Genomic DNA, 16,101 nt, shown 5'->3' with positions numbered 1-16,101 from the left:
ATGCGCTTTGCCAACCTTTCCCTCGAGCGTTATGGGCATTTCGAGGATTGTCAGCTGACATTCCGGGCAGGCCCACCCGACCTTCACGTAATCTATGGGCCCAACGAAGCCGGCAAGACTACCTCTATGGCCGCGGTGTCGGACCTGTTGTTCGGCTTTCCCGCCCGCTCGCCCTATAATTTCATCTACGATTATTCCCTGCTCAGGGTCGGCGCCGTGCTCGAAGATGACGGGAAATCGCTGGCATTGCGGCGCAAGAAGGGCACAGGCGTGACCCTCCTAGATGCCGATGACCGTCCGCTTGATGAGGGTGCGCTGCTCGCGATGCTGCGCGGACAGACGCGCGAGACGTTCGGTCTCTCATTCAGCCTGAATCAGGAAGGTCTGCGCGAGGGCGGCCGCGCGATGGTGGAAGCGCGTAACGATCTCGGCCGTGCCCTTTTCGCAGCGGGTTCGGGACTAACTGGCGTTTCTGATGAGCTTTCCAAACTGGAATCTGAGGCAGACGCGATCTGGGGACCGCGCGCCTCCGCGCGTCGTTCCTTCACCCTGGCGCAACGGGATTTCGAGACTCATAGCCGCGCAGTTCGGGACCAGTCTCTGAAGCCCAAAGCCTGGCTCGATGCGAAAAGCGCCGTCGCCGCGAAGCAGGAGGATTTGACCAAAGCTCAGCGCGCCCGAGACGATGTGCTCGCGCAGCTCAGTCGCATCGAGCGCATCCGTCGGATCGCTCCGTCCATCCGCCTTCGCGCCGACCACCTCAACGCCCTGGAAGAACATGCGGCTACCATCGCCATCTCGCCCCACCGCGAGGCGGCAGCGGAACGGGCCATTGCAGACGCTGATGCTGCCGGGCGCGCAAAAGCGACGGCCGAGAAGCTCTTGGCGGAGGCAGTCGAGAAGATTGGTGTCTTAGACACTGACCCATTGATCTTGGCCGAAGCCGAGAGAATTGACGAACTCGTGACGGCGGCGGGTGCAGCGTCGAAGGCACGGAACGACCAAGTTCGATTAGAGGGCGAGCTGGCCACCGCAGCTGGCTTGGTGGAAAGGCTACGGGAGGAAACTGAAACCATTGGCAATCCTCCTACCAGGATCGCCAGCTCCAGGCTGCGTGAACTCGCGCTCCAGCATGTCGAGGATATGTCGGCACGGCGTCAAATTGACGAAAGCGAAGAGGATCTCGCTCTCCGCCGCGCGTCGGTGAAAGCCGAAGGAAAGGAGGCGGCCGGCGATCTTTCAGCCATCATTGCCGCGGTCGATGCGGCCCGTGCGCTTGGGGCGGATGCCGACCTGCGATGTGTATCGGCACAACGGGACGCCGAACTGGCTGCCTCTTCGCTCCAACAGGCGCTGGCCCGGTTGGCGCCATGGGCCGGCGACGCGCAAACACTGTTCGCACTTCCCAATATCACCCGGGCTGAAATCGAGGAGGCGCGCGTTGCGCTCGGCGACATCGCAACAGAAATTGCGCGAGAAATCGAGAACGCCACACGCGCGCGTCAAGAGGCAGCGAAACTGTCGCTTGAAATGGAGCAGCTGTCTTCAGGCACGGCCATTTCCGCGGAGGAAATTGCTGCCTCGCGAGCCGCGCGCAACGAACAATGGCAGCCGCTGCGCGCGCACATATTGGCGGCAGCACCACTCCCGTCGCCCGAGCATTCAGTCATGGCGTTCGAGGCGACAATCACTGAAGCAGACGAGAGGAGTGACCTTCGATTCGCCGCGGCGGACGAATCCAGTCGCCTCGCCGACATGGCGCAGCGGCGCGCCAAGCTCCATCTCGAAGCCGACCAAGGTGATGCGCGATCGCTCGCCGCGGCCAAGCGCGCAGAAATGATCAGCACTGCCTGGCAGCAGAAGCTCATCAGTTCAGGCTACCCAGCGATGGACCCGGCTCGTTTCCTGGGCTGGCTCGCCGACCGGGACAAGGTGGAGGCGGCGGCCCAACACGCCACTTTGACCACTGATGCCGCCAAAGACATAATCGCTCGACGCGGTGCAGCGCGTGCCGAGTTGGTGAAGTGTCTGGGTACCAGAGAAGGGATGACAGTGGGCGCCGAGCTCGCGCCCGTCCTGGCAGTCGCTGAGCAGATCCGGAGTGAGGGCGAAAAAGCGGCGCAGCGCAAGCAGCTCGAAAAGGCCGCTGCGATGCAAATTGAGCGAGATGCTGAGGCGCTGGGGCGCCGTCGAAAGCGATTGGAGGACGCGGCCGCGACGCGAGCGGAGCAGTGGAACCTGCTTTTGACTGAAGCCGGGCTAAAGCTGGAGATTGCCGGTGCCACCGCGACGCTCGACGCCCTTGACGAACTCCGAGCGGCCATCGCCAGGCAATCTGAGCTGCAGGCTCGCATCGAGGGGGCGGCGCAGGAAGCCCGCGATTTTGAGAAGGAGGTGACGGCTGTAGCGGACGCGCTCGGCATTGCGCCCACGATTGATGTTGCCGACCGCCTCAACCTCATATGCGCCCGCCTAACGTCGGCGCGAGCGGCTGGGAACGTCGCGGAGGCGCTGAAGGAAACGATCGCCAGCAGAACGGCGGAGATATCAGCCGAGACTGCAAAGATCGATGTCGCGATGGAGGCGCTGCTCCCGCTCATGAAGGAGACCGCCTCGACCGCTCTTGGTGAGCTGAGCGGCGCTATTGAACGCTCGCGGCGTGCGCGCGCCTTACGCGATGCAGTAACGGAACTGGAACTGACCATAACGGCCGCTGGAGATGGCAAGTCGTTGGCGGAGCTCCTTGATGCAGTGGGCGAGGTCGATATCGACAGCCTCGCGGCAAAAACACAAACGACGACAGCCGAACTAGCGGAGCGCAACGAAGAGGTAGCCGCCGCCGCCGCCGCGCACGGTGATGCCAGGCGGGTGTTCGCAAGCCTGGAGACCGACGCGGATCCCGCGGCAGATGCCGCGTCCAACGCCGAGCAGGCGCGGGCGGAACTTGGTGTCCTATCCGATCAGTTTATTCTCAAACGGGCGCAAGCGGTCACCCTGCGCTGGGCGATAGAGAAGTATCGGGAGCGCCACCAAGACCCAATGCTGCTGCGTGCCGGCGAGATATTCTCGACTCTGACGACCGGACGCTATGCGGCGCTGCGGATCGACGCCGACGGTGCAACGCCGAGGCTATTGGGACTGCGCGACGATGGACGCACTGTTGTCGAGATCGGGGCCATGAGTGAGGGGACTGCAGACCAATTGTTCCTCGCCTTGCGGCTCGCCGCCGTGGAGCAGTCCGTCGTCGCTGGCGTGCGGCTGCCATTCCTTGCCGACGATCTATTTGTCAACTTCGATGATCGGCGGTCAGAAGCAGGATTTCAGGTGCTGGCAGAGCTAGCTCGCTCCACCCAAGTGCTGTTCTTCACTCATCATCCCCATCTCGCCGCTATCGCGCGCAGCGTGGTGGGGGAGGCTATCCATTCAGAATGTTCATTGACGTAGCGCTTCTGCCCACGCTGCGATTTCGTCCCATTCTTGCCGTACAGGCGGCAAACTTCGACGCCTAGGTGCGGACCGTCCGCTATTCCGTTAGCTTCCGACCAGGGTAGGACGTTTACATCAGCTCCGGTGAGCGCCCGATCTTGGCGAAAGCTGCCGATCAAACTGAAGTGCGCAAGCCATAACCCAAACCGAGGCGCCTATGCGGATCTACACCTGCCGACGCTCGCGTATGTCATGGATGGGGTCGCTGGCTATTTCTCTGGCACTGACGAATTGCAGGGTGCTGCACCCTGACAGCCCAATTCCTTCGTGAAGATCTCCGCCTCACCTCTTTGAACGGGTAAGATGCTGGCACAATCATGAAGTTGCAGCTAATTGGCCCAGTCGGCCCGAAGCTGCGATTTTGGTCATCTTGGAGAACACGTCGGGAACGGGCTGGTTGTTGTTGACGATCGCCCATGCGAGGAACGACGTTCCGCTCCGATAAGGGAGCGGCGTTATGAGCCTTGGCGTTTCGAGTGGGGATCTGATCGGCTCCTGGAGCCTGAGTTTTTCGGACATCGCGTTCGTGACCGGCAAAGCGGAGACGGCACGACTGGGATTGGCGGTTCAGCTTAGATTTTTCGCCGGGCATGGCTTCTTTGTGCCGGATCATGCGTCGATACCCTCCGACGGTGTCTTGTATCTGGCGGAGCAACTTGGTCTCGATGCCAAATCCGTGAACCACTATGATTTTTCCGGGCGCACCGCCCGCCGGCATTGCGCGGAGATTTTGCGGCATCTCGGGTTCCGCCGTATGACGCAGACGGATCGCAGGGCGTTGTCGAGGTGGATTTCCGACGATCTTTGTGCGGGCGGGCAGCCGATCAATGCCATGCTCGAGCATGTTTTCCTGTGGTGCCGCGACCGCCGTATCTATGGGCCGTCGCGCAAGGAGCTGGAACGCCTCGTCCGTTCGCAACGACACCTCTATCTGGAGGCCCTGTTGGCCCGAGTCCGCGATCGGCTTGCGCCGGATGCGGTCGCCTTGCTGGAAGCCTCGCTCGCCGATCCCGATGGCCCGACCGGCTTCAACACGATGAAGGGGGATGCAGGTCAGGCGACGCTCGAAAACATTCTTGGCGTGACCGCCAAACTCGCCTTTATCCAACGGCTTGCTCTTCCCCGAGATTTCCTATCGGTCACGGGCAAGGCATGGGTCGATCAGATCGTTCGCCGGGTTGCCGGCGAGAAAGCCTCGGAGATGCGCCGGCATGTACCGGCGCGCCAGCTCGGGCTCTATGCCGTTTATCTGATGGCGCGGGAAGCTCAGCTTACGGATGCGATGGTCGACCTGCTGATCGAGACGGTCCATAAGATCGGATCGCGCTCGAAACGCAAGGTGGTGGGCGATATCGCGAAAGACATCGAGCGGGTCTATGGCAAGGAGCGACTCCTGGTCGAGATTGCCAGCGCTTCGATCGACGATCCATCCGGGCGCATCTGCGATGTCATTTTCCCAATCGCCGGCAAGGACAAACTGGCGGCGATCATCAAGGAAAGCCAGGCAAAGGGCGCCTTGGATCGGCGGATCTACAAGGTGATGCGGAGGTCATGGGCCAATCATTATCGCCGTATGCTGCCAAGCCTGCTTTCGGCACTGGAGTTCCGGTCGAACAACGCCGTGTGGCGTCCGGTGCTGGCGGCCCTGGACTGGATCAGAAGCAAAGTGGATGATGGATGCCGCTACGTGCCGCCGCACGCAGTGCCGGTCGACGAGGTCATTCCGGCGAGATGGCGCAGTTCCGTCATTGATGAAGAGGGGCGCGTAAACCGGATCAGTTATGAGCTTTGTGTCCTCGCGCAACTGCGCGATCGCATCCGTTCTAAGGAAATCTGGGTTGTCGGGGCGGACCGATACCGCAATCCCGATGACGATCTTCCCAAGGACTTCGATGCGCGGCGAGAAGCATATTACACAGGATTGAACCTGACGGCGGATGCGCGTGCATTTTCAAGCGCCATCCGGGAAGAGCTTGCTCAGGAACTGTTGCTCCTCAATGCCAATATTCCCCGGAACGACAAGGTTCGGCTGCTGTGGCGCGGCGAGAACCGTATATCTCTCACCCCGTTCAAACCCTTGCCCGAACCCAGGGGTCTCGCCTCGATCAAGACCGAGATCGGCCAACGCTGGCCGATGACCGGGCTGCTCGACGTACTGAAGGAGGCTGCCCTTGATACGGGACTTCTCGAAGCGTTCGAAACATCGGCCTCGCGTGTTGCACTGCCGAAAACCGCGCTGGATCAACGTCTCCTGCTATGCCTCTACGGCCTGGGAACGAATGCCGGGCTCAAGCGGATCGCCGGCGCCACCCCCGATGTCAGCTATGAAGAGCTGCTGCATGTCCATCGCCGCTTCGTTCATGCCGCGGCGCTCAAGGAGGCGTGTGCCAGGGTTGCGAATGCGACCCTGGCAATCCGCAATGCTGCAGTCTGGGGGGACGCCGGCACGGCCTGTGCGTCAGATTCCACAAAGTTCGGAGCCTGGGATCGCAACCTGATGACGGAATGGCATGCGCGTTATGGTGGACGGGGCGTCATGATCTACTGGCATGTCGAACGACGCGCGACATGCGTCTATTCCCAGCTCAAGCGCTGCTCTTCCTCCGAGGTCGCCTCCATGATCGAGGGCGTGCTGCGCCATTGCACCGACATGGAAATCCAGCGACAATATGTTGATAGTCATGGCCAAAGCGCGGTTGGCTTTGCATTTTGCCGGCTTCTCGGATTTGAGCTTGCACCCCGCCTGAAAGCGATCGCTCGCCAGAAGCTGGCTCTTCCCGATGTCGGCATGCGAACGCGGCTTCCCCACTTGCAGCCGATCCTCTCCAGTCCGATCAACTGGGATGAGATCGAGCAGCAATATGACGAGATGGTCAAATATGCAGCCGCGATGCAGACAAAAACCGCCGACCCGGAGGCGATCCTGCGCCGGTTTAGCCGCTCCGAGGTGATGCACCCGACCTACAAGGCGTTGAGTGAGCTGGGCCGCGCGGTCAAGACGATCTTCCTGTGCCGGTATCTGCGCGAGGAGTCCTTCCGCCGCGAAATTCATGAAGGCCTGAATGTCGTTGAAAACTGGAACAGTGCCAATGGGTTCGTTTTCTTCGGCAAGGGCGGCGAGATCGCCACTAACCGCATCGATGAGCAGCAGCTCTCGGTCCTGGCGCTACATTTGCTGCAAGCGTCGCTTGTCTATGTGAACACCCGAATGCTTCAGAGCGTGCTGGTGGAACCGAAATGGACGGGCCGGATGACGCCGGATGATTATCGCGGCCTCACACCGCTGATTTACAGCCACGTCAATCCTTATGGCCGCTTCGACCTCGATCTGAATAGCCGGATCGATTTTGGGCGGCTTGCTGCCTGACCGGGGCCTTTCCGCTCGCACCATTTGGGTACACCCGAACGTGACGATCGGAAGTGACATATACGACATGTCACAAAAGGGTGGTTCCGTCACCAATGTTACTGTACGAGGGCAAAGCCACCCTAATGTGACGGATTTGCCCATGACCCGCGTCGGCTACGCCCGCGTCAGCACCATCGACCAGGATCTCGACATCCAGGTTGCCCGGTTGAAGGCAGCGGGCTGTGAAATCCTCCGCTCCGAAACAGGCTCGGGCGCATCGCGCACTGGACGCACGGAGCTTGAGACGATCATGCAGTTCCTGCGCGCCGATGACGAACTCGTCGTCCTGCGTCTCGATCGGCTCGGTCGCTCCACACGCGATGTTCTCAATCTGGTTCATGAACTCGACCAGAAGGGAGCCTCATTGCGGGTGCTTGAGCCGGAGGTGACGACGGCCGGAAGCATGGGGCGGATGGTGATCACCATTCTGGGCATGGTCGCGGACATGGAACTGACGTTCATCAAGGACCGGCAGCGCGCCGGGATCGAGGCGGCGCGCGCCGAAGGCGTCTACAAAGGCCGGAAGAAAAACATCGATGACGATGAAATCCGACGCCGGATCACCGCCGGCGCGAGCAAGGCCAGCGTCGCGCGCGACCTCAAGATCTCAAGAATGACCGTCTATCGGGCGCTTGACGTCATTCCTTCAAGGATCGGGCTGCCGGAAAAGCCGCCTTCTGTCACCATCGCCCTGCATCTGACCATCGAGAACTTCAACAAGCATGGTCGTGGCAGAAAGCCCGCTCGCGAGCGCATTGAGGCGATGCTGGAGCGGGATTACCAGATGCAAAAGACCGGGAACTGCGATTACACGCTGACCGTCGCCTATGATCAGGGTGCCGATGGCGTCAGCCTCGATGATGAGATCGCATCTCTCCAGACAGAGATGTTCAACATCGCAGAGAGCTACAGGTGCTCGATCGAGACCGATGTTTACGAGATTGGAGGACAAGAGCGAGCCTGGTAGATCGCCATGTTCAATCTTTGTTCTTCAACATGGCCAAAATCGCAGCTTCGGGCCGACTGGGCCAAACTGGGGCAGGCTTGTATCGTCATCGCTCCCTCGATGATGCCACGACGGCCAGGTGATCATGTGAAGACCGACCGGCGTGACGCAATGACCCTGGCCCGACTGTTGCGTGCCGGCGAGCTTACCGCGATCTGGGTTCCGGACGAGGCGCACGAGGCGGTGCGTGATCTGATCCGCGCCCGACGCAGCGCACAGGAAGATGCCACCGGGGCCAAACAGACCGTGCGTAGCTTCCTGCTGCGGCACGATCGTCGTTTCGGCGGCAAGGCGGCCTGGACGAAGATGTATTGGCGGTGGTTGTCCGAACAGCGGTTCGACTTCCCCCATCAGCAGCTGGCGTTCGAGGAGATGCAGAAGCGGGTCCTGGAGGCGCAGGCGCGGGTTGGACGGCTCGAGGCGGCGCTGGGCGAAGCGGTGGATGCATGGCGTTTCGCGCCGCTGGTCCGCAATCTTCAGGTCCTGCGCGGCATCAGGCTGGTCAGCGCCGCGACGCTGGTCGCCGAGGTCGGTGATCTGACCCGCTTCGACAATCCCAAGCAGTTGATGGCCTATGTCGGCTTGGTGCCGTCCGAGCATTCCAGCGGTGCCCGGACCAAGCGTGGTCGGATCACGCGCGCGGGTAACGCGCAGGCACGCACCATGCTGATCGAGGCTGGCTGGTCGTATCGACTGCCCGCTCGCGAGGAACGCCGCTATCGTGAGCGCGTCATCGACTTACCCGAAGAGATCCAGGCGATTGGATGGAAGGCGCAGGTTCGTCTCTGCCAGCGCTACCGTCGCCTCGCGGCCGCAGGCAAGCCCCAGCCCAAGGTGACCACCGCGATTGCGCGTGAACTGGTCGGCTATGCTTGGGACATCGCCCGACGCGTACCACCGGCGGTCGCCGCTTGATCTTCCAAACAGCAGTGAGAGGAGGCGCCAGCACACCACCTGCATAGCCTTGGCCGGCGTGCCGCGGGCACCCGACTGTGATGGGCAATCCACGGTGTACGGTGGGGCAGGTTCGTCCGACGCCCGAACTTAGACGGAGGATAGGCCCAGCGACGGATACGGGTAGTGCGGTAACCAACCCGCGGATGAGAGCGTGATCAATCGTCGTCGATCAGGCGCCCGCGGCACACCCGCCAAGGTCAATGCGACCGCTGGTCTAGCGGCCAGCGAAGGAGTAAACTCGGCCAGCGTCTCGGACGGCAGTCATGAGAGCGTATATCTGGGTCCGTTCTATGTACCGACCCCGTTCTGCCGATGCAGGAACAAGACGCGATCGGTCAAATGTGGCAATTCATCAACACAATCCCAAAATTCATCTTCGGGAAATGTCATGCGCGGTGACGCCATGCACGTATCTATTGATTGTTGCAGATAACAATCTGCGGCTGAATCATCGACCTCAACGAGTATCGCAAGAGCTTTTTCCATGAACTCTAGGGCAACCGCTTTCTGTTGCTCTCGATAGATATTGGAAGAATCAACCGTGCCTATCCGCTTAAGGCATACACCCACTAGATATGGTATGGTGGGTCCATTGGCCTGAGTAGAGTTCGGCAAAGGTCGGCGCCTCGATATCACTGGCGATCCCGAGGAGGGATCGGAAGGCGTTGAACGGGTAGAAGCGGCGATTGAAGCGGAAAGTGAACTCGTTGAGGTAGGCTTGCAGATGCTTGGTGCTGACGCCGTGGTGGATGCCGTTGAGCCACGCTTTGAGGTTTGAGAACACCAGATGGACGATGGGCAGGAACTCTTCGGACACCTCCGGGTCGCCACACTGGGCGATGGCGTGATGGTCGTAACCGCCGCCCTGCAACCCGCTATAGCCGCTCCAATCATCGGTGATGACCAGCGTTCCCGGCTCGACCGCGCTCTGTACAAAGCCACCAAGGGCACCGGCACTGCGGTCTGCACCGATGGCCAATCGAACCCTTCCGGCATAGCGTCCGTTCCGGCGGCGGTCCTGGCCAGTGCCAGGCTCCCGGTGACGAACTTCGACGGCGGCGACCACCAGCGTTTTGTGGTGGGTTCCCCGGCCTTCGCCGCGCGTTCGCCCGCCGATCCAGGTCTCATCGACCTCGACATGCTGACCGCTCTGCCCGCCGATCCGATCCTGATCGGGGCGCACCATCGCGGCGCGCAGTTTATGGAGCAGGCCAAAGGCCGTCTCGTACCGGGTCAGGCCAAGCTGGCGCTGCAACTGGACGGCAGATATGCCGGTCGTCTGACTCGCAACCAGGTAAGCGGCCCAGAACCACACGCTGAGCGGGATGTGGCTTCGTTCCATGGCCGTGCCGACCATCAGGCCGGTCTGACGGCGACACGAGCGGCACATCAGGATGACAGGCCGAGTGGTGAAACGAAACGGATCGCCGACGACGCCACAGCGTGGGCACGCAAATCCATCAGGCCAGCGAGCTTTTTCAAGCCAGGACGCGCAAGCGCCATCATCCGGGAAAAGCCGCTGGAACTCGGGGAGGGATTTCGGGAACGGCAGCTTGTCGCGGTCAAGAACGTCCACAATCCCCACCCTTTACAACCGCTTTGGGTGGCACCAAGCCGCAGGAAAAGTCAGGCGCGCGCCACAAGGCAGCCACTAGATGTAGTGGGTGTATGCGTCAAGCGGATAGGCACGGAATCAACCATAGCCTAGTCCTCCTTTCGGTCGCTGTAGGGAGGACGATGACTCAACAATAGGGAAATTGCACGCGCAACTAGGGCCAGATTGAGCAGTAATTTTATTACAACGGCAAGCAGCCCTCGCCTGCCCGGACAGGGGCGGCGCGTGGCATCGGCTAGATTGTTTGTTGGTCTTCCGACGATGGCTAGTCCTTGCGGGCCATCGTCGGAAGTGGACGGCCGCACAAATTGGGGGGCGTGGGCCGCGCCGGGCCTCTAGCATAAAATTACGGCCCTGCATCCCCGGCGTTGATACATTCGTCGCGCAGGGCGCTCGATTGAGCCGCCCCGATCGCGGTCGCCTCAATCGGCATAGCGAGCTGGCAATATGCACATACGCGCATAATTTCCGCTTGCGGGCTATGTATATTTGTGCATAATAGCCGCGATGGATACGGAACGGCCGGTTCGATGGGTGGCATCGTCAAAGCGCGATTTTCGGGAGTTCCCGGACGATGTGCAGGACGTAATGGGCTATGCCCTGCACCTTGCGCAGCAAGGCGGGCAGCACGCCAGCACTAAGCCGTTGAAGGGCTTTGGCGGCGCTGGCGTGGTCGAGATCATAGACGACCACCAAGGCGATACGTTCCGCACGGTCTATACGGTCAAATTCGCGGAGGCGGTCTATGTCCTGCACGCCTTCCAGAAGAAATCCAAGCAGGGCAAGGCCACGCCGCAGGCCGATATGGATTTGATCCGAACGCGGCTGAAATCCGCCGAGGAGCATCACCGGCAACACCAGACCCCGCGAGGCACAGCATGAGCGCACAGGACGAAATCATTGAGGAAGGCAGCGGCAATGTCTTTGCCGATCTAGGCTTTGCCGACCCCGACACCCACCTTTTGAAAGCCCAGCTCGTTACCCGTGTGGCCGAGGCCATGCAGGAGCGGAAGTTGACGCAGATCGCCGCCGCCAAGGTTACGGGATCTACCCAACCGGAATTGTCGCGCATCCTGCGAGGCCAGTTCCGCAGCGTCTCGGTTGAGCGGCTTCTAGCCATGCTCACCCGGCTTGGCTGCAAGGTCGATATTGTCGTGCGCCCGCAGGGGCGGACCACTGAATCGGCCGTGATCCACTTCGCCTAATGTGCGATGATTTCGCGCAAGCCCGGCTCGATATGTTCGAGGCCGGGCTATTCGGCCAAGGGCCTGCCTTCTGGCGCTGGATCGAAACCGACGCGGCGCAACCCTATCTTGCCGCTTTCGCCGCCGATCGACGGCCGCCCGAACCCGGCGAACCCTTCGCTATCGACCTTGCGGCCGACGACTTGCTTGCTCCCGATCGCCTCGCCCAGCTCGCCCTACAGATCGAGGCCGACCATGCTTGATCCCAATCCGTCCGTAGCCGACCTTGACGCATTGCTAGATCGCCACCGCAATGACGATGCGGCTATGGAAAAGATCGTTCGCGGGTATCTCCGTTGCGCGATCTACAGCTATCAGAAGCATTGCGTTTGGCGCGCCTTGCGCCACATCGGCAAGGACGATTGGAGTTTCAAAGAGGAAGACGTTGCCGCCTTGAGGGCCGAAGGCGCGAAATCCATTTCGGACTTTCGAGACTGGCTCATTGAGGAGCTGGCCGGGATGGGGATCAGCGCCCACACCGGCTTGCCGAATTGAGCGCCTAGCGCGCCGTCGCTTCAATTGCTGGCGGTGATTGTGCGCGGAATAAATCGCGGGTCCGCCGTGGGATCGGTAGGCGAAGGATGCAGCATGTCGCGCCGGAAATTCACCGCAACGGAAATAGGCGCGGCGTTCGGCCGAGCCGCCATGACGCGGGCTTGTGGAGCTGGCGCAGCCTCATAGCTGGCCATCGGCTGCACGGCCGCCGAGGTTAGGCCCCCTACCCCGCGTTCCGCTCTGGCGACGACAATTTGAGCGCGATCGAGCGGCCGAGTCTGATCGCCGGTATAGAAAGCCAGATGCCAATGATCGGCATGGCCCCGGTCCCCCGGCCCCAGCAGCTCCGCCACGCGAATACCATGTTGCGCCATCACGGCGCGGATTTGCTCGCGCGTGATCGTGTGCAGCCCGGCACGCGGCACGAAATCCACCGCCTGCCCATATTTGTGAAAGCTGTTGGCGGCCCCGTAATTGGCTTCCAGCGCCCGCCACGTATCGGTTATGCGAGCATTGAACGCAGCGGCCAAGATCGAGGCGACATAGCCCGCCGAGGCGTCGGCGCTGCCTTGGGGCTGGACGATCGCCGGTTGCGCCGCGAGCTGGCCCCCGCCCGTCGCGTCGGCCGCCGTGATCGTGAGCGGGATCGAGGCCGATCGCGCAGCAGGAGCGCCGCCGCTTACCGGGATGCCGTTCACGCTGTAGGTATTATAGCGCGAGGAAAGCCACGCCTCCCAGCGCGCACCTTTCGCCATAATCAGCGCCCGATAGCGGGCATTATGGACCGGCGTTCGGGAATGATAATTGGCAACCCGCGTCCACAGGTCGCCCTTGTCATCCCGGATATGGTTTCTGATACGCCATGCAGCGAGGTTGTAGGGATAGCACCCCGCCGCAAGCACATATTCGGGCCGGATGCCGTAGCGTGCCAGCGATTGAATATAGCTGGAATTGAGCTGCATCGAGCCAAGATCGGCGGTGTTATTGGTGTTCTGGACGCGCGCGCCGGGCCGACCGTTCTCTTGTTCCGCGACCGCCAGCATGACGTTCGCCGGAATGTTATAGCGCAGCGCCGCCGCGATCGAGCATTGCACCCGTTCTTCTATGACAACCGGAGGCAGATCAGCGGCCATGATTAGCTGTCCCCCCTTCTCTGGACGAAGGCCGCAACTTCATCCTCTGGCGTCTCCATGTCGCCCGCATCACGGGCGGCCGAAATGGTATCGCCCGCGAATTGCGCCGTGGGGGGTGGCGATGAATCGGACGAGCTGGCGGGACTGCCCGCGCCGGTCGCGGGAGCGAGCGTTTCACTTCCCGACGATGCCGAGGCGGCCGACGCGCGGATATTGGCCGCCAGTCGGCCGCCCACCGTATTTCCCACCCGCTCTTTCAAAGCGCCCACCGCCATACCAGCGGCAGCGCCGCCGAGGATGCTTGCGGTTTTCGCCGCACGGCTAAGGCCGGTGCGTTGCGTGCCGCCAGTGTCGCCACTTTCGGGCGCGCCTTCACCTTGCGAGCTGGCGGAGCTGGCCTCCCCCTCCCCCGCAGGCGAGCCACCGGCAGCGCCGCCGCCGTTGCCGTCTTCACGATCGGCCGCCTCGCTACCCGCAGCGGCGCTTGCAGCCGTGCCGCCGCCCGCGCTGGCGGCTTCCGAGCCGCCTTGAAGGCCGCTGTTGTCATTGGCCGGGGGGGAACCGCCATCGCCGCCCATAGCGACGCTAAGGGGCGTGCCGCCGCCCCCACCGCCACCGCCGCCGCCGTTATCGCCGCCTCCCGGCATGTCGCCCGCCGACGAAAGCGGTTGCCCGCCTCCCATGCCGGTTTGGCCGCCTTCACCACCGCTCCCACCAGCGGCAGCGAAGGCGGCCTTGATCGCGCTGGCTCCACCCGCAGCGTTCATCGCGCCAGCAGCGATCATAGCCCCACCCGTGGCCGCCGCCCCAGCGGCCATCCCGGCAGCACCCAGCGCGGCCCCTGCCCCAAAGGCTCCGATACCGCCCGCCGCGTGGATCGAGCCGCCGCTTATAACGCCCCCGACCATCGCGGGAACCTTGTTTACGAGCGCCAGAAGGACGACCGCGAAGACAAGCATGGTCCCTAAATCTTGGAGAGACGAACCCTCGCCCGTTGCGGCATAATATTGGTCAAGGAAGGTTTTGCCGACGCCGACGATAAGAACCATCGTCATCAGGGACGCGCCCACCGCGACCACCGTTTTGAAATAGTTCAGCGCAATATCGCTGGTCCACCGCGCGCCGCCGAAGCCCAAAAAGATAACCCCGGCATAGGCGAGGACATAGCCGGAGGCCAACAGCAGCAGCATATTCACGCCGACGAGAGCCAAAACAATCAGGATGCCCAGCGAAACCAAGATAGAAAGAGCGGAATCGACCGGAGTTAGGACGCTGGACGCTTCGACAGCTTGGCGGAAAATGTCGAAACCAATGTCCACAATACCCGATGGCGCGAGATTGTTAGGCAGGCCGGATGCCTGCGCACCCAACGAGCGCAGCCCTTCAATGATCGCCAAGCCGATCGCCGGGCCGTTGATGAGCAGCCACCAGAAGAAGCCGCAGAAGATGGCGAAGCGAATTGCTTCCGAAGCAAATTCGCCAAGATCGGCGCGGCGCAACGCCATTACCCCGAACGTCCAAATGAGGCTGACCGCCGCTAGTGTGCCGAATAGAATTGTCGCGTGCATTGTGAAGACGCTCGCCCACGCCGCCGCCATGCTCTTATATTTGTTCAGAACATTATCGAGCATACCTTGCGATTGCGCATAGGCGGGAGTCGCGGCGAGCGTGAGCGCCACCCCCAAGGCGGACAGGTGTAGGCGAGCCAGAGCCTTCATAGTGCTATCCTCAATTCTGATAGGTTCCGATCGGCGTCGGCTTGGTTTCGTGCGCTAGTGCGCTGCCCGCTTCTTGGCACTCCGCGTCGGTTTCGACGCCGGATTTGCATCGGGCGACCTTCTCGCGGGCTTCGTCTAGGTGTTGAGAGTAATAGAGCATCGTTTTCGGTTCGGACTCGGACTTGCCGCAGGCCGCGAGAAGAAGTGTAGCGGTGCAGCAGGACGCGGCGATAAGTTGACGCAATTTCGGCATGGGCTTTCCTTAATTCTGATAGGTTCCGATCGGCGTCGGTTTGGTTTTCCGCATTGCGGCCGATGCCTCTGTTGCCGCAGCATCGCGATCGAGCTGATATTGCGATTGAGCCGTCAGCGCGGCGCTTTGCGCGAGCAGGACGCCGCGAATTTTCTGCAACTCACTGGCTTGTTGGGCCGCAAATTGATTGGCGTAGGACAGGGCTTGCATTTGCCCGCTCGCACCCGTGGCATTGGCCTGCAACTGGTCGAGGCGCTGGCCGTCAGACGCAAGCGTTGTCATGGCGCTGTTGATGCCGTTCATAGCGTCGGCATTTGCGGCCATCTGGCTTGTCGTGCGGGCGCGAGTAGCGGACAGAGCCGCCGCGCGCTGCGCCGCCGTGCAGTTCCCGAACGTGCAAGCATTGGTCTGATAGTAAGACGGATTTTTGAATTGATTCATGTAGGTGTTCACGTCGCCAGCTTGACGAGCGAACGAGCTGATTTGATTGACCTGCCCTTGGAGGCTGTCGATCGTTTGCGTAGCCTGCTGCCAGAGCTGGACCGGCGCGCCGACCGTGTTCTGAATCATATTTTGGTATTGCTGTAGCTGCGTCTGATACTGCTGGATTTGCTTCGCCACCGTGGCGACGTTTTGCAGCGCGGAAACGGTTGTCTGGCGGACGTTCGCAACGTCGATAACCGAGATTTGCGCATTGGCGGACGGGGCCGCCAGCGCGAGAGTGATCGCCAAAGAAATTTTAGCGGCTAAAATTCGAGACTTCATTTTGCTTGCTCCCTTTCATC

General features: G+C 61.5%; 13 protein-coding genes and 1 pseudogene. 8 read left to right on the top strand and 6 right to left on the bottom strand.

Annotated features, from left to right (window positions below; translation table 11 throughout):
• The 4 genes and pseudogenes from BSL82_RS18710 to BSL82_RS18695 form a co-directional block, all read left to right on the top strand.
• Complete coding sequence (locus BSL82_RS18710) at positions 1-3,444, top strand: ATP-binding protein (protein ID WP_037523531.1); 3,444 nt, start codon at positions 1-3, stop codon at positions 3,442-3,444.
• A 499-nt stretch (positions 3,445-3,943) separates the two neighbouring features.
• Positions 3,944-6,853 (top strand): Tn3 family transposase, encoded by a 2,910-nt coding sequence (locus BSL82_RS18705; protein WP_006961814.1) that lies wholly within the window; start codon positions 3,944-3,946, stop codon positions 6,851-6,853.
• A gap of 142 nt (positions 6,854-6,995) precedes the next feature.
• Complete coding sequence (locus BSL82_RS18700; RefSeq protein WP_006961816.1) at positions 6,996-7,862, top strand: recombinase family protein; 867 nt, start codon at positions 6,996-6,998, stop codon at positions 7,860-7,862.
• 63 nt (positions 7,863-7,925) lie between these two features.
• Positions 7,926-8,816, top strand: a pseudogene (locus BSL82_RS18695) (IS110 family RNA-guided transposase); the annotation flags it as partial.
• A 330-nt stretch (positions 8,817-9,146) separates the two neighbouring features.
• Here the strand turns inward: BSL82_RS18695 and BSL82_RS21230 are convergent.
• On the bottom strand, positions 9,147-9,344 hold the full coding sequence (locus BSL82_RS21230) for a hypothetical protein (RefSeq protein WP_072599011.1): 198 nt from the start codon (positions 9,342-9,344) through the stop codon (positions 9,147-9,149).
• Positions 9,345-9,411: 67 nt separating this feature from the next.
• The gene (locus tag BSL82_RS18685) at positions 9,412-10,434 is read right to left on the bottom strand and encodes an IS1595 family transposase (RefSeq protein ID WP_048575010.1); all 1,023 of its coding nucleotides are present in this window, start codon (positions 10,432-10,434) and stop codon (positions 9,412-9,414) included.
• Positions 10,435-10,980: 546 nt separating this feature from the next.
• Here BSL82_RS18685 and BSL82_RS18675 point away from each other — a divergent pair.
• From BSL82_RS18675 to BSL82_RS18660, 4 genes are read left to right on the top strand one after another with little or no spacing between them, the layout of a single operon-like run.
• Complete coding sequence (locus BSL82_RS18675; RefSeq protein WP_013041565.1) at positions 10,981-11,355, top strand: type II toxin-antitoxin system RelE/ParE family toxin; 375 nt, start codon at positions 10,981-10,983, stop codon at positions 11,353-11,355.
• On the top strand, positions 11,352-11,678 hold the full coding sequence (locus BSL82_RS18670) for a helix-turn-helix domain-containing protein (protein WP_006964370.1): 327 nt from the start codon (positions 11,352-11,354) through the stop codon (positions 11,676-11,678). The genes BSL82_RS18675 and BSL82_RS18670 overlap by 4 nt, the downstream gene beginning before the upstream one ends.
• Positions 11,678-11,920, top strand: coding sequence for a hypothetical protein (locus BSL82_RS18665; protein ID WP_013041566.1), 243 nt, complete (start codon positions 11,678-11,680; stop codon positions 11,918-11,920). Before BSL82_RS18670 ends, BSL82_RS18665 begins: the two co-directional genes overlap by 1 nt.
• Positions 11,913-12,212: a hypothetical protein gene (locus tag BSL82_RS18660; protein ID WP_013041567.1), complete on the top strand. Its 300-nt coding sequence runs from the start codon at positions 11,913-11,915 to the stop codon at positions 12,210-12,212. The genes BSL82_RS18665 and BSL82_RS18660 overlap by 8 nt, the downstream gene beginning before the upstream one ends.
• A gap of 20 nt (positions 12,213-12,232) precedes the next feature.
• On the opposite strand, the gene BSL82_RS18655 is transcribed toward BSL82_RS18660, so the two are convergent.
• From BSL82_RS18655 to trbJ, 4 genes are read right to left on the bottom strand one after another with little or no spacing between them, the layout of a single operon-like run.
• A complete protein-coding gene (locus BSL82_RS18655) occupies positions 12,233-13,345 on the bottom strand; it encodes a transglycosylase SLT domain-containing protein (protein ID WP_013041568.1) in 1,113 nt (370 codons plus the stop codon).
• Between the two features lie 2 nt (positions 13,346-13,347).
• Positions 13,348-15,063, bottom strand: a complete 1,716-nt coding sequence (gene trbL / locus BSL82_RS18650) for a P-type conjugative transfer protein TrbL (protein WP_026149856.1) — start codon at positions 15,061-15,063, stop codon at positions 13,348-13,350.
• A gap of 10 nt (positions 15,064-15,073) precedes the next feature.
• Positions 15,074-15,316, bottom strand: coding sequence for an EexN family lipoprotein (locus BSL82_RS18645; RefSeq protein WP_019053956.1), 243 nt, complete (start codon positions 15,314-15,316; stop codon positions 15,074-15,076).
• Between the two features lie 9 nt (positions 15,317-15,325).
• A complete protein-coding gene (gene trbJ, locus BSL82_RS18640) occupies positions 15,326-16,081 on the bottom strand; it encodes a P-type conjugative transfer protein TrbJ (RefSeq protein WP_022675885.1) in 756 nt (251 codons plus the stop codon).
• Positions 16,082-16,101: the final 20 nt, after the last annotated feature.

Origin of the sequence: Tardibacter chloracetimidivorans (assembly GCF_001890385.1) — a bacterium.
GTDB lineage: Bacteria > Pseudomonadota > Alphaproteobacteria > Sphingomonadales > Sphingomonadaceae > Tardibacter > Tardibacter chloracetimidivorans.
The sequence above is the reverse complement of the archived record's forward strand: the minus strand, read 5'-3'. Positions and strand labels throughout refer to the sequence as shown.

What these genes read in the sequence shown, in the direction of transcription:
- BSL82_RS18710 (WP_037523531.1), top strand. Translation starts at nt 1, where the DNA reads ATGCGCTTTGCCAACCTTTCCCTCGAGCGTTATGGGCATTTCGAGGAT.
- BSL82_RS18705 (WP_006961814.1), top strand. Translation starts at nt 3,944, where the DNA reads ATGAGCCTTGGCGTTTCGAGTGGGGATCTGATCGGCTCCTGGAGCCTG.
- BSL82_RS18700 (WP_006961816.1), top strand. Translation starts at nt 6,996, where the DNA reads ATGACCCGCGTCGGCTACGCCCGCGTCAGCACCATCGACCAGGATCTC.
- BSL82_RS21230 (WP_072599011.1), bottom strand. Translation starts at nt 9,344, where the DNA reads ATGGAAAAAGCTCTTGCGATACTCGTTGAGGTCGATGATTCAGCCGCA.
- BSL82_RS18675 (WP_013041565.1), top strand. Translation starts at nt 10,981, where the DNA reads ATGGATACGGAACGGCCGGTTCGATGGGTGGCATCGTCAAAGCGCGAT.
- BSL82_RS18670 (WP_006964370.1), top strand. Translation starts at nt 11,352, where the DNA reads ATGAGCGCACAGGACGAAATCATTGAGGAAGGCAGCGGCAATGTCTTT.
- BSL82_RS18665 (WP_013041566.1), top strand. Translation starts at nt 11,678, where the DNA reads ATGTGCGATGATTTCGCGCAAGCCCGGCTCGATATGTTCGAGGCCGGG.
- BSL82_RS18660 (WP_013041567.1), top strand. Translation starts at nt 11,913, where the DNA reads ATGCTTGATCCCAATCCGTCCGTAGCCGACCTTGACGCATTGCTAGAT.
- BSL82_RS18655 (WP_013041568.1), bottom strand. Translation starts at nt 13,345, where the DNA reads ATGGCCGCTGATCTGCCTCCGGTTGTCATAGAAGAACGGGTGCAATGC.
- trbL (WP_026149856.1), bottom strand. Translation starts at nt 15,063, where the DNA reads ATGAAGGCTCTGGCTCGCCTACACCTGTCCGCCTTGGGGGTGGCGCTC.
- BSL82_RS18645 (WP_019053956.1), bottom strand. Translation starts at nt 15,316, where the DNA reads ATGCCGAAATTGCGTCAACTTATCGCCGCGTCCTGCTGCACCGCTACA.
- trbJ (WP_022675885.1), bottom strand. Translation starts at nt 16,081, where the DNA reads ATGAAGTCTCGAATTTTAGCCGCTAAAATTTCTTTGGCGATCACTCTC.